General features: G+C 53.0%; 15 protein-coding genes. 6 read left to right on the forward strand and 9 right to left on the reverse strand.

The features are described from left to right. Positions 1–121 precede the first annotated feature (121 nt). Entirely contained in the window at positions 122–781 is a 660-nt protein-coding gene (locus RIN67_RS03265; protein ID WP_264999465.1) for an NAD(P)-dependent oxidoreductase, read from the reverse strand. 15 nt (positions 782–796) lie between these two features. Further along, positions 797–1,969 carry an alpha/beta hydrolase family protein gene (locus tag RIN67_RS03270; RefSeq protein WP_264999464.1) on the reverse strand — a complete coding sequence of 391 codons (1,173 nt, stop codon included), beginning with the start codon at positions 1,967–1,969 and terminating at the stop codon, positions 797–799. A gap of 154 nt (positions 1,970–2,123) precedes the next feature. On the opposite strand from RIN67_RS03270, the gene RIN67_RS03275 reads away from it, so the two are divergent. The 3 genes from RIN67_RS03275 to RIN67_RS03285 all read left to right on the forward strand — a co-directional run bounded on the left by RIN67_RS03275 (position 2,124) and on the right by RIN67_RS03285 (position 4,056). After that, positions 2,124–2,636, forward strand: a complete 513-nt coding sequence (locus RIN67_RS03275) for a TetR/AcrR family transcriptional regulator (RefSeq protein ID WP_264999463.1) — start codon at positions 2,124–2,126, stop codon at positions 2,634–2,636. Between the two features lie 175 nt (positions 2,637–2,811). Continuing rightward, entirely contained in the window at positions 2,812–3,270 is a 459-nt protein-coding gene (locus tag RIN67_RS03280) for a universal stress protein (RefSeq protein ID WP_024746651.1), read from the forward strand. A gap of 93 nt (positions 3,271–3,363) precedes the next feature. Then, on the forward strand, positions 3,364–4,056 hold the full coding sequence (locus RIN67_RS03285) for an HAD-IA family hydrolase (protein ID WP_313826025.1): 693 nt from the start codon (positions 3,364–3,366) through the stop codon (positions 4,054–4,056). Here RIN67_RS03285 and RIN67_RS03290 read toward each other — a convergent pair. After that, a complete protein-coding gene (locus RIN67_RS03290; RefSeq protein WP_264999461.1) occupies positions 3,995–4,387 on the reverse strand; it encodes a DUF488 domain-containing protein in 393 nt (130 codons plus the stop codon). The two genes, RIN67_RS03285 and RIN67_RS03290, sit on opposite strands and share 62 nt — an antisense overlap. 73 nt (positions 4,388–4,460) lie before the next feature. Here RIN67_RS03290 and RIN67_RS03295 point away from each other — a divergent pair, with 73 nt between their 5' ends. After that, on the forward strand, positions 4,461–5,090 hold the full coding sequence (locus RIN67_RS03295; RefSeq protein ID WP_264999460.1) for a DNA-3-methyladenine glycosylase: 630 nt from the start codon (positions 4,461–4,463) through the stop codon (positions 5,088–5,090). Between the two features lie 116 nt (positions 5,091–5,206). Here the strand turns inward: RIN67_RS03295 and RIN67_RS03300 are convergent, their stop codons facing one another. From RIN67_RS03300 to RIN67_RS03310, 3 genes are all read right to left on the reverse strand, one after another. After that, positions 5,207–5,926 (reverse strand): demethylmenaquinone methyltransferase, encoded by a 720-nt coding sequence (locus tag RIN67_RS03300; protein WP_264999459.1) that lies wholly within the window; start codon positions 5,924–5,926, stop codon positions 5,207–5,209. 15 nt (positions 5,927–5,941) lie between these two features. Further along, complete coding sequence (map, locus tag RIN67_RS03305) at positions 5,942–6,736, reverse strand: type I methionyl aminopeptidase (protein ID WP_024746656.1); 795 nt, start codon at positions 6,734–6,736, stop codon at positions 5,942–5,944. Between the two features lie 184 nt (positions 6,737–6,920). Continuing rightward, entirely contained in the window at positions 6,921–7,094 is a 174-nt protein-coding gene (locus tag RIN67_RS03310; protein WP_146155101.1) for an ATP-dependent DNA helicase RecQ, read from the reverse strand. A 198-nt stretch (positions 7,095–7,292) separates the two neighbouring features. On the opposite strand from RIN67_RS03310, the gene RIN67_RS03315 reads away from it, so the two are divergent. Next, positions 7,293–8,708 carry an MFS transporter gene (locus tag RIN67_RS03315; protein ID WP_264999458.1) on the forward strand — a complete coding sequence of 472 codons (1,416 nt, stop codon included), beginning with the start codon at positions 7,293–7,295 and terminating at the stop codon, positions 8,706–8,708. A gap of 85 nt (positions 8,709–8,793) precedes the next feature. Here RIN67_RS03315 and RIN67_RS03320 read toward each other — a convergent pair whose 3' ends face one another. The 3 genes from RIN67_RS03320 to RIN67_RS03330 are packed head-to-tail and all read right to left on the reverse strand — an operon-like array spanning position 8,794 to position 11,718. Then, positions 8,794–9,615, reverse strand: a complete 822-nt coding sequence (locus RIN67_RS03320; protein ID WP_264999457.1) for an SDR family NAD(P)-dependent oxidoreductase — start codon at positions 9,613–9,615, stop codon at positions 8,794–8,796. A gap of 36 nt (positions 9,616–9,651) precedes the next feature. Then, complete coding sequence (locus RIN67_RS03325; RefSeq protein WP_264999456.1) at positions 9,652–10,485, reverse strand: quinate/shikimate dehydrogenase; 834 nt, start codon at positions 10,483–10,485, stop codon at positions 9,652–9,654. 3 nt (positions 10,486–10,488) lie between these two features. Beyond that, positions 10,489–11,718, reverse strand: a complete 1,230-nt coding sequence (locus tag RIN67_RS03330; RefSeq protein ID WP_264999455.1) for an MFS transporter — start codon at positions 11,716–11,718, stop codon at positions 10,489–10,491. 165 nt (positions 11,719–11,883) lie between these two features. Between RIN67_RS03330 and RIN67_RS03335 the strand changes: the two genes are divergently transcribed. Continuing rightward, positions 11,884–12,768 (forward strand): LysR family transcriptional regulator, encoded by an 885-nt coding sequence (locus tag RIN67_RS03335; protein ID WP_313826024.1) that lies wholly within the window; start codon positions 11,884–11,886, stop codon positions 12,766–12,768. The last annotated feature ends 28 nt before the right edge of the window (positions 12,769–12,796 follow it).

A 12,796-nucleotide genomic window follows, 5' to 3' on the forward strand; every position in this document is an offset into this window, starting at 1 on the left:
CGGCCTTTTTATTTATATTGAGATAATTATCGCCCATTGCTGGATGAGTTACGGGTAATTGCTGGATTTAAGCAAATTGCTGTCGCTGTGCGATGGGGTCTGCGCTCACAAGTTCCTGGTTTTAACCAGGAAGGGTTGGTTGGTCTTGCTTTGAGCACATGATAAGTTGCTTTCTGTAGGTCTTGGAATCATTGATAATCTGCAGCATTACTTGGGCTACGTCTGCTCGATTAGTTCGCGGCACTCCGGGCATTTTATCGCCCAATGCCGCATCTCGAACCAGTGGCTTTGCGCTTCTTTTTCCGTTGAACAGTGGACCGGGGTGTACAGTGGTCCAGTCGAGGACTGACGCCGATAATTGCTTTTCTCCGGCCTCGTGGTCGGCAAAATTACCTTTCAAGAACCCTCTTGCGCCCATCCGGTATGGGTAACGGGTATTGTGATAGGTCGCGCCAACGCCCAGAGCTGATAGGCTAATTAAACGCTTAATTCCTGCCTTATCCATCGCTTCAATGATATTAGGCATAGCGAGCGAAAACAGGTTGCCACTACTGTTAGAGACTGGGTTACCAAGTGCCATTAAAACGGCATCGCATCCCTTCATGGCCGATGCCATTTTAGTGATATCATTTAGCTCACCAGTCACCATGGTTAGTTGGCGGCGCTTTGTCAACTTATTCGGATGACGAACATAGGCAACAACCGAATAGTCTTTTTCTAACGCCTGAAGGACCAACTCTTCCCCGGTCCTACCCGTAGCACCGAGAATACAAAGTTTCATTATAATGCGCCCCCTTTATAGGTTGTCCTCAATCCAGTTAAAAATAAGCTCACTTGCCGGGGCATAGCCACCCATCTGTGTGTGTTGTTGGGCGGTAGAATCTTCATCAAAAAATAGGTAATCTTTTGGGCAGGTCAGTTGGTCGTAGAATTGCTGGGCAGCTTCCGGATTAACCTCAGCTGCCCCGTTCAATACGAGGACCTTGGACTGAATCTGGGCGACAACATCGCTGTTGTCATATTTAGCTAATTCTTGCAATAACTCTTTTTCAGAACAGCCGTGCTTCCAGGTGTAGTCGTCGAGCATGTCGTCCAACATAGCGGGCCGTAACTGCTTAGGTAGCGCCAAAACCTTGCTTAAGCGTTGCCCAATCATTTTGCCCCAAGCGATATTACCAGGATCGGCGATACAGACCTTGATGCGATGATCAGCGGCGGCTGCTCGGGGAACTTGGAAACCGCCAAAGCTCATTCCCATCACGCCGATGCGCGATGAATCTACATCGGATAGTCCGTCGACAAAGTCCAATACCGGTTTCATAACATTTTCAAAGTCGGGCCGGAATGGCAATCCCTGTAGACGGAGGGTCATTCCCTGACCGGGACCGTCGAAGGTTAAAGCGTTGAAGCCGCGCTTGATAGCGGCGTCAGTTACCCAGCGGGTATCGTCGGCCCAGGTATCACGGCCAGGGACGACGATTAGTAGTGGTGCTTTTCCGTTGACGTTCGGTGCCTGGAAGTAGTGTCCTGGCAACGTTGTATTCTCGTAAGGAATCGCAATTGCTTTACCTGGATAGCCAGAGAGTGCCAGTGACTTGTCATAGCAAGCTTGACTAAAGCGACAATACTGCTTCATCCGTGAATCCGCAACATCACTAAAGTACATCAGAGCCACTCGCCAGTATGTTGAGGCGCGGAGGTAGGCGCTACTTGCACTGACTGTTTTGTTGGTCTGTTCGTACTGTTCTGCGAGTTTCTGCAAACGATTGGCCATGGTCCCCCAGGCTCTGATCCAAGTCTGTTCATCACCGTCTTTTAGGTTAACGTTTACCTCCAAAACTTCACCGATATCAGCCATTCGATAATTGACTAGTCCTAAGACATGTTTAACCAGGGCGTCTTGCAACATATTTTTACTAAATTTCTGTGATGACCAGTGGTTATTAAATTGCATGAATTCTTCAGTCATATTGATTTATCCTTTCTATTTTTAATAGTTTTTTTGCGATTACGACTTTTTCCTGATTGACTTTCTAAATTATAATCAGCATAATTTGAATAAACCATGGTTAATAGAATTTCACTGACTATTAAAGCGACAGTGTTTAGAAAGTGGTGTTAAAGTGGCGGATTTGAGAAAACTACGCACGCAACGTGAGATTCAACAGGCGCTGACCGACCTATTACTAGAAAAACCGTTCAGCAAAATTTCAGTAACAGATATTGTCAACCGAGCATTAATTAACCGCAACACTTTTTATCTGCATTACCGCGACAAGTTCGACCTAGTTGAGCAAATGATGATCACAATGATTGATCAGTCGGGCTTTTCCATTCACGAATTTAATACGAAGCCTTTTTACTTCTTACGGTCGATTTTGAACGAGACATCCGACCTCGGACGGCAAATAGTCGCGCACCAGCGTGCGGATAATGAATTCCAGAAAGTGGTTTTGACAGCCATTCTCCAATTGGTAACGGCTGACGTTAATAGCTCCAACAGTCAAGTTTGGTTTGTTTTCGGTAAGATTTCGGCAATTATGGCTTGGAATAATCAACACAATCATCGCTATGACCTCATTCAAGATGCCGACCAGTTCCAGCAGATTTTTGATACTGAGAAATTCCCTGATTAGCTGGAATGATTGAACGCACCGTTGTGGTATTCGCCTTTTAGTGTGTTTGAAATTAGCAGGCCGTGTCCGCATCCATGAATGGCCGCCCTTAACCGTTAGGTGGAGGGTTGCGTTCACCCCATGACTTGTTATAATGAAGACCAGCAAGCAGCTCTCCAGGAGGGGATTGAATTTTATGGCAGATGAAAATTACCGACCACTGTTTTTCCACCGAATCTTGATCACGATTGATGAAGATGACCGGCCGTCGACCGCGCGGGCCTTTCGTTTCGCGCTGACCATGGCTCGTGATTACGGGGCTGAACTCGGCATCACGTCCGTGTTGGAGAACAATGACATCAGTATCTACGAATCCTTAATGCCCGCTAAGCTGAACCAGAAGCGAACGGAGCTTCAGAATATCGTGAAGGAATACGCTGACAAGGCTAAGGAATTCGGTGTTGAGAATGTCCGGGCCATTGTCAGCGAAGGTGGCGACGTCGACGACGTGATCTTACAGCAGATTGTACCGGACTTTCAGCCGGACCTGATTGTCTGTGGGGCCGACGTGGACTTTGCGAGTCACGGTAAACCGGGGGCGATTGGGCTACGGTTAGCCCGTAAGTCCGACGTTTCCGTGATTGTGATTCGATAATCGTGAAAAAGGCTTTTCTGGTCAGTGACCGGGAAAGCCTTTTTGGCGGTGGTATAATAGGAACATCCTAAGAAAGATTGTGGGGGCGGTCGTATGCAACTAGAAAAGGTTCAAGGCTTTTTGTTCGATCTACACGGGGTCATCGCGGACTCGTGGCAGTACCACTTGGCTTCGTGGCGGACGATTGCCGAAGAACTGGCCATTCCGTGGACGCCGGCGTTGGCACAAGCTTTGCCCGGGATGAGCCGGCAAGCCTCCTTAGAAGCGATTCTGGCTTCGGCTCAGGAAAGCGGGCGGCTCTTGCCGGACGAGTTCCAGGCGGTGACCGACCACGAGAACGCCCTGTACCGCCAATACGTGGCGGCCATGACGCCTGCCAATCGCTTACCCGGAATTACCGCGTTCTTGGACCAACTGGTGGCGGCGGGCTATCCGCTGGCCCTAGCCTCAGCGTCGACCAACGTACGGGCCGAAATTGAACGGTTGGGGTTGCAGGCCTACTTCTCCCGAATCGTGCCGGCGGAGAGCTTAGCCGCGGCGAAGCCCGCCCCCGACGTTTACCTAGCCGCCGCCCAGCTCCTGGATGCGGATCCGCGTGCCTGTGTGGCGCTAGAAGACACCCTGACGGGGGTGGCGGCCGCGAAGGCGGCCGGCTGTATCACGATTGGTCTCAACCGTGACCCGTTACCAGCCGCAGACGCGCAACTAAGCAGTACCGCCGAACTTAGTCTTGCAACTGTGCGGCGGGTACTTGGTCAGCTAACGCGGTCAACAGAAACGCTTTAAGGATCACCGCTTGATTATGGGTTTCATCCTTGGCGCCGTACAGTAAGATGACGTCTTGGGTGGCCAATTGGGTTTTAAGCAGGGTCAAAAAGTCGGGGAGAGCCGGGTTGGCCTTGATTTCGGCTAAGTACCGGGTCTTGAATTCCGGGAACTTTTCGGGGGCGTGATTGAACCATTTACGTAGTTCCGTGGTTGGTCCCATTTCTTTTTCCCAGCTATCCAGGTGGGCGTTGACTTTGGAAATGCCCCGGGGCCATAAGCGGTCAACTAAGACCCGGTAGCCTTTAAGGTCAGCGGGCTTGGTGTAGATTCGTTCGAGTTTTAATGCCATAACGCTATCATCTCCTGTTTCCCATTCTAGCAGGGTGGGGGGATGGTGCCAAATTAAAGTGAGGGATTTTTAAATGACGGAAGAGATTGGGGCGTTCTACACGGGACGACCAACGGAACAGATTGCCCAGGAGTTGCTGGGCCACGAATTGGTTTATACCACACCGGCGGGAACCATGAGTGGGTGGATCGTGGAGACCGAGGCCTACCTTGGCCAACAGGATACCGCGGCCCACGCGTTCAACGGCCGACACACGGCAGCCAACGCAGCGCTCTATGATGCGCCGGGGACGATTTACATCTACGTCCTGCGCGGGTTCTACATGTTCGATGTGGCGACGCAAGCAGCGGGGACCCCGCAAGGAATCTTGATTCGCGGCATCGAACCGCACCAGGGCTTAGACCTGATGCGGCAACATCGCGATAAGCCAGATCCGGAGATTACTAACGGTCCGGGGAAACTGATGGCGGCTTTAGGGATTCAGAGTAAGGCCCTCAACCGGACCATGCTGGGCGCCAAGAACTTGACGATTACGCCCACGATGACCCGCCGACCGAAGCAGGTCGCAGCGACCGCTCGGGTCGGGGTCAGTGATGGCAGTTGGCACGACCGGCCACTACGTTACCTGGTGGCGGGGAATCCCTATGTGTCGGCCAGTCGGAAACGTGACTGGGACAGAGAACACCATGGGTGGCAAGCTTAGGGACTAGCCATTGCCTCGCGGATGAACAGCTAGGCCGACATGAAAATCAGAGAATCAAAGAGCCGTTTTCCAAATGGGTTTCACTTGGAAAACGGCTCTTTCGTTTAGTCAAAATCTTAGTAGGTTTTCCGGCCAAAGTGGGCCGCCGCGGCGCCGAGGTTGAACCGCTCGAAGTGCACGGCGGTTAATCCAGCGGCGGTGAACATGGCGGCGAGTTGTTCAGCCGACACGAACTGGTGCGTGGTCCGTTGCAGGTAATTGTACGCCTGATAATGGTGGGCCACCACGCGGCCCATCAAGGGAACCAGGTGACCGAAGTACAGTTGCCAGCCCGCGTGAACCACGGGATTCGTGGGTTGCGAAGTCTCCAGGCAGACCACTTGACCGCCGGGCTTGACCACCCGCACCATCTCGGACAGGACCTGTTGGGCGTCCGGGACATTGCGTAGGCCGAAGCCGATGGTGACCACGTCGAAGGTGTTGTCGGGGTAGTTGAGGTGCATCGCGTCACCTTGATGTAACGCGATTTGCCCCTGCAAATGAGTTGCTCGGACTTTCTGGTCCGCCACGGCTAACATCTCTCGACTGAGGTCTAAGCCGACCACGTGGCCGGCCGGTCCGGCCGCTTGGGCCAAAGCAATCGTCCAGTCGCCAGTGCCGCAGCACAGGTCCAAGGCAAAGCTACCGGGGGATACCTGCATGGCGTCCATGACGTGGTGACGCCAGAACTGGTGGGTCCCCAGACTGATCAGGCGGTTCATCTGGTCATACTGCGGGGCAATGTGGTCAAAGAGCTGAGCGACCGTTTTTTCCGGAGTGCGATTGGTCAGAGACATGGCAAGCCCTCCTCACTAGAGTAGATACTTGGCGTCGAATTCAGGGTCCTGCGAGGTCAAAATCTTGGGACCGTCCTTGGTGATCACCAGGGTGTGTTCGTATTGGCAAGATAGGGAGCCGTCAGCGGAGACGTAGTATTCCCACGACTTGTCCGCCGTTGGCTTCGACTTGATCTCCCAGGTGCCCAGGTTGACCATGGGTTCGATGGTGATGGTCATGCCTTCGCGTAACCGCAGGCCATGACCAGCTTCACCGTAGTGGGGCACGTTAGGTTGTTCGTGCATGGTCGGGCCGATGCCGTGACCAATCAATTCGCGCACGTCGCCCATGTGGTTCTGGACTTCGACGTAGTCTTGAATGGCGTGGCCGATGTCACCGATGCGGTTGCCCACCACGGCTTGGTCGATTCCCAAGTACAGGGCCTTGTGGGTCACGTCCATCAAGTGTTGGGCCTCGGGACTGATGTTCCCTACAGCGTAGGCCCAGCAGGAGTCGCTTTCAAAGCCATCGAGGTTGACGGTCATGTCGACCTTGACCACGTCGCCGTTCTTTAGGAGCAGGTTGTGCCGGGGAATGGCGTGGGCCACTTCGTCGTTGACGCTGACGCAGGTCGCATACTTGTAACCTTCAAAACCCTTTTCAGAGGGGCGGGCACCGTGTTCTTCGATGTACTTGTTGGCGAATTCTTCGATTTCCCAGCTTGAGATACCGGGCTTGATGATCTTCCGGAGACCTTTATGGACGCCAGCTAAAACGGCGCCGGATTCGGCCATTTTTTCAATTTCACGAGGTGATTTAATGGTTATCAACGTGGTTCCTCCTTCAAAGTTCTTACATAACTAATTTACACCTAAATGACTTAGACGGCGAATGGTCTGGTTGAATTTATCTGATTAGGGGCCGAAAGTTCCCCAAGTTAGCCGCCTAGAAGTCGGACAGTCATCGCTGTCAGTAAAAGAAAAGACCGAACACCGGGGATGTTCAGTCTGACCCTTAAGGCTTGAGCTTGGTAATCTTGCCGGCGTCGATCTGTTTTAAGATGTGCTTGGCCTCTTCAATTCGGGAATCACACAGGAAGCGCATGGAACTGTTGTGGTCCGCTTCCGCCTGCTTCATCTGGTCGGTCAGAAACTCAATTTCATCCTTTAAATACGCGACTAAATCCATGATTTGCCCCCATCTTCGTTAGTGTTACGAACGGCCCGCAAACGACCGTTGGCGTTAGATTCATTGTACCAGAGATTGCGTGATAAGTAACTTGATTGGTGCGGGGTCAATGTGTTTACAGGTTACTTAAAAAGCGGTAGCATGGATACCAGTTAAGAATGTTTCTAAATGGGAGAGATATTTGAGGGAGTGGATTAGATGAACGAACAATCAGTCGACTTACAGGGTCGACCGTACCATCGGATGGCGTTTATTTGGACCTTACTGGCGGGGACCTTCACCATGTCGATCAGTCAATCGTCATTGTCAACGGCTTATCCCACGTTGATGAAGTACTTTGGCGTTCCCGCCTCAACGATTCAATGGTTGACCACCGGGTTCATGTTGGTGATGGTGGTCATGATGCCGGTTAGTCCGTGGTTGTTGAATAATTTACGGTTTCCGGTGCTATTTATCAGTATGTTGGCCTTATTCGACGTCGGGACGTTTATTATTTACTTAGCCACGAGTTTCCCCACGATGATGGTCGGCCGGGTCATGGAAGCCATGGCTGTCGGGGTCATGTTCCCGTCGTATCAATCCGTGATGCTACAGATCACACCGGAGGAAAAACGGGGTGGCGTGATGGGCCTCGCCGGGCTGGTCATGGGTTCCGCATTAGCCGTGGGACCGATCATCTCGGGAATCGTGTTGCGCTACACCACCTGGCAGGGACTGTTCGTAGTCTTCATGGCCATTATTACGGTCGTGTTCTTGGTGGCCTGGAAGACCATTAAGAACGTGATGCCGCAAAAGACGTCGCGCCTGGATTACCTGTCCGTGATTGGAAGCCTAGGTTTTATCGGGATTCTCTATGTCATCAACCAGATTGGTAAGACGGGAGTCAACTGGGGCCTAGAAGGCACAATCTTAGTGGTCAGCTTACTCCTAGTGGCTTACTTTGTTTGGCGGCAATTTCACGTGGCGGAACCGCTCTTGGAGTTGCGGGTCCTCAAGACGTTTAACTTTGACTTAGCCGCCCTCTTAACGGGGACGTCGTACATCGCGTTGATTGTGGTCACGATTATCTTCCCGTTGTACTACCAGACGGTGCTGGGCCTATCACCCTTTGCGTCCGGGATGTCGTTGGTTCCCGGGGCCATCCTCTTAAGCCTGTTGAACCCGTTAACGGGGCGGTTGGCGGATAAGATTGGCTTCAAGGCCACCATGCTCACCGGGATGGGCATGATCGTCCTAGGCTGGGCGTTGCTGGCCGGGATTGGCGGGAAGCAGCCACTAGTCATCATGATTCTGATTGCTGCGCTGATTGAAGGCGGGAACGCCTTCGTGATGATGCCGGCGGTCACGTTGGGGGCCAACTCCTTACCGGATCATCTGATTCCCCACGGAACAGCCGTGATCACCACGGTCCGGCAAATTGCCGGGTCTACCGGGGTTGCGGTGGCCACGTTGATTCTGGCCATGGTGACCCAGAGCCACCTGTCCTTGGGCAGTATGGCTGCGCGGTTAGCCGGGTATCGGGCCGTCTTCATCACGTTTTTAGCCGTGTCCATTGTCGGCTTTATCTTTGCGGCGATGTTGCGGGATGGTCGGAAGACCAAGTCTCAAGCTTAAATCTTTAATCACGCAAAATCACCACTAAGCGCTATCGTTGTCTGCGTTTAGTGGTGATTTTTTAGGTCCTGATGAAACAGTGAAATCAGTGAGTCTCTGCGAAACCGCGCCGGCCACCGGGCTTAGGGATCTGGTTCTGCATCATCACGCTGAAACCACCGTCGATGGCGAGACTCGTGGCGTTTACGTAACTGGACCGGTCACTAGCTAGGAATAAGATGGCGTTGGCGATATCATCCGTGGTGCCAATGCGCTTGCTGGCGGTCAGGGCCTTCCGCCCGTTTTCCACGGCCGGGTCGGCGTAGAAGGCAGCGGACATCGGTGTCTTGACCAGGCAAGGTTCGAGGACATTACTCCGGATGCCGAACATCCCCCATTCAGCGGCGACCTGCTTGGAGAGCATGTTCACCCCGGCCTTACTGGTACTGTAAGCGCCACTGTAAGTTTCGGGGATGTCACTGGCCACCGTTGAGATATGGACGAAGGTACCGTGTTGTTGTTGGATCATCAGTTTACCGAACTCATGGGTGATGAGGTAGTAGCCGTTGAGGTTCACGTCTAAGACTTGTTTCCAGGTCGCGTAGTCGAGGTCTTCGAGGGGGTCGAACTTAAGGATGCCGGCCGTATTGATGACCACGTCGACCCGGCCAAAGGTGGCTTGGACTTGTTGAACGGCTTGTTGGACGCTACTTTCCTTGGTGACGTCGCAATTGATCGCCAGTGCGGCGATGTGGTCGTCGTTCATCAATTTGGTGACCAGTTCTGCCGTTTTGTCAGGGTCTTGATCCAACGCGACCACGGTAGCTTGGTGGGCGGCGAGGGCTTCACAGATTTTGGCTCCCATTCCCCCAATAGCGCCGGTAACCACGCAGACCTTATCTTTTAATTCCAACCAATCAGCTGCCATTTTAGAGAACTTCCTTTCTGGTTTATGATTCGTAACTTAAGGCATCGGTACGCCGGTCCAGAGCTTGAAGGCGGCGGCTCCTTGATTATGGAGCATGCCTTGTCCGTTGATGATGTGGGCGACCTGAGCGTGTTGGGCCACGGTCATCAACTTGGTCGTGGCGGGGGCGTAGACGGTATCGAAGACGGTCATGTTTGGGTGGAACCAAGTGGGGTCATCGACTAACGTCTGGTCGATCAACTTCCCCATGCCTAGGCCGGTCGCGTCCGCGTAAATGTCCGATTCAGCGATGGCGGCTTGGAATTGGTCCCGGTCTTCTAGTGGGTAGAAGGTGGCGTGACAAGCCGTCTGGTCATTAATGACCTGGACGATGTGTTTCGCGTTGGCGACGGAGGGGTCGTTGATATTGAAGACGTTGAGGGTCTGGACCCCGGCTAGAGCTGCTTGGATGGCAATGGGGGTCCCCGCACCGCCAATCCCAGCTAGGGTCATGGTCGTGCCGGTCAAGTCAACCTGATTGTCGGCCAATGAATCTACGAAGCCGATACCGTCGGTGGTGTAGCCGGTTAAGCGGCCATCGTGGTTGACGATAGTGTTGACAGCGCCCACTAATTTCGCCGTCTGATCAAGATGGTCGAGGAGCGGAATCACAGCCTGTTTGAAGGGCATGGAGACACTGGCGCCTAACATCTTGAAAGCGCGGATGGCTTGGACGGCAGCGGCCAATTGGTCGGGTTCCACGTCAAAGGCCAAGAAGCGTGCGTTGAGTTTTGCCGCATCAAAAGCGGTGTTGTGCAGGGCTGGCGATTTAGAATGGCCAGCCGGGTGGGCGATGAGGCCCACTAATTTAGTATGTCCATCAATTTCCATAAGTTAATGACCTCCATTTTCAGTGTGCCGACCAATCCCTTGATGCATTAGGTAAAGGTCGATTAGGATACCGACCACTGCGACACCGATTGCGACCAGATAGGAGCCATAATAGGCGTGCGCGCCGGCGTTGGCGTGCATGGTAAGTGTGGCAATCTGGGGACCAATCAGCGCCCCAATGGCGTAGCCAAAGAACATGATGCCATAATTGGTCCCAGAGAACTTAGCGCCAAAGGTTTTGCCGGTCAAGGTCGGGAAGACCACCAAGACCCCGCCAAAGGATGCGCCTAAGATGATCAGAAAGACCGTGAACAGGGCGATCCCGGTAGCCAAACGTAGCCCCGCCAAGCCGATGATGGTTAGGCAGAGGATGAGGAAGAGGGTCTTGGTCTCGCCTAAATGGTCGACGGCCCGACCGGTAATCATGCGGCCAAAGAAGTTGGCTAAGGTGTTGACCACCACGAAGTTAGCCGCCACGATGGGGGTTAGCGCCAACTGAACTTGGGCAATCGCTGAGAGGGACCCAATCAACATGATGCCGGCCGTGCACGCGATAGCGAACAACGCAAGAAGTAACCAGAAGGTCAGGGACCGCATCATTTCTTTAGGAGATTTCCCAGTCTGTGCGGGTTCGGTTGTAGTTGTGGTTGGCGTCTCGGGTGAAGCCATCAGCCAGCCGACTAACCAGACCAAGACTAAGTAAGTGGCGCCGATTGTCATGAGGCCGGCGGCGCCCATAGTTGCGCAGAGCCAGGCGCCGGCTTTGGCTAAGACCAGTGGTCCTAAGGAAGCGGCTCCGAGGAGCAATCCAGAAATCGTTCCCCGTTTTTCGGGAAACCACTTCAGGGTGGTCAGCAAAGCGGGGTTATAGAGTAGCCCGTTCCCAGTTCCCGCTAGGATACCGATGGAAAAATACAGAAACCAGAGGCTGTGGGCGAAGGCCCCCAGGAACCATCCCAGGCCAAAGATGGCACCGCCAACGTACATGAGTTTTTTAGGGGAAGAGTGGTCGATAATCCGACCGGAAATAATACCAAAAGCGGCCATAAAGAATTGATAAATGGTCAAGGTCAGGGCAACTTGGGAAGCCGTTGCGCCAGTGGCTTGAACCAGAGTATTGGCGAAGACCGAAAAGGCGGCCGAAGCCGAGCAACAGAAGATGATGATAAACGCTGCGGTAAAGACTAAGCGCCGTTGACCGGAGACTTGAGTCGGGAGATGAGTTGTTTCCATATAAAATGCACCACCTAATTGAATTGACAAGATTTATTCCAATGAGAAAGCGCTCTCTTCACAGATTATGGTAGGCTAGACTTAAGCTAAAAACCAATACTGATTTGGAAATATCTATAGCCTGAAGCTATCAGTTATCGAAAAGCCAATAGGGGGGATCCACCCGTGAATTTAAACCAATTACGTTATTTTGTCTGTATCGGTCAGCTGGAGAATTACACCCAGGCCGCCGCAAGGTTACGCGTGAGTCAGCCGAGTCTTAGTAAGGCCATGGCACGGCTGGAAGAGGAATTGCAACTGGTCTTGTTTCGTAAGCAGGGGCGGCACGTGACCCTGACGGCGACGGGACAACAGCTGTTAAAGGTGGTAACCCAGAGCCTGCATGGGTTAGACACGGGGATTGCTGACTTGCAAGCCCAACAGGCCCACCAACCGATTACGCTCCGGGTGGGGTGTATTCCCACCGTGATTGGGACCTACTTACCCCGGGTTTTACATCAGTTTGAAGTACAACGGACCGGTCAGGTACGCTTCGAGCTCCACAGCGTCCCTAGTGAAGCCGTTCAGCAGGGGTTGCAGGCGGGAACCTATGATTTGGGGATTGCGGCGACCGACAAGCACCATTCGGGATACCACGACCTGCCCCTCTTAAAGCAAGCCTTCATCGTGATCGTAGCGCCCAATCATCCGTTGGCCCAAAGGACGACGGTGACCTTAGCAGATCTAGCGTCTCAGCACGTGTTGACGTATGACCCCCAACTCTTGATTGGTCAGAAGGTCCAGCGAATCTTAGCGGAAGCTGACTTACCCCACCCCTTAGACGTCACGGCAGTGTATCCCGACGAATTATCGATTGCGGGGATGGTGCAAGCCTCCCAAGATGTGGGATTGGTGGCCGATACATTATATTTGGCAGCCTTTGATGTGAAGAAGTTAGCGGTCACGATTCCGGCTGATTTACGGGTCATCTCGGCCAGTTATCGGACCGATAATCCCCACCGAGAAGTGCTCCGGGACCTGTTTACACTTTTCCAGCAGTCAACGCAGTGAGAAGTCGCTTTCATCTGACGGCGAAATG

The organism is Levilactobacillus namurensis, from assembly GCF_032197885.1.
GTDB lineage: Bacteria > Bacillota > Bacilli > Lactobacillales > Lactobacillaceae > Levilactobacillus > Levilactobacillus namurensis_A.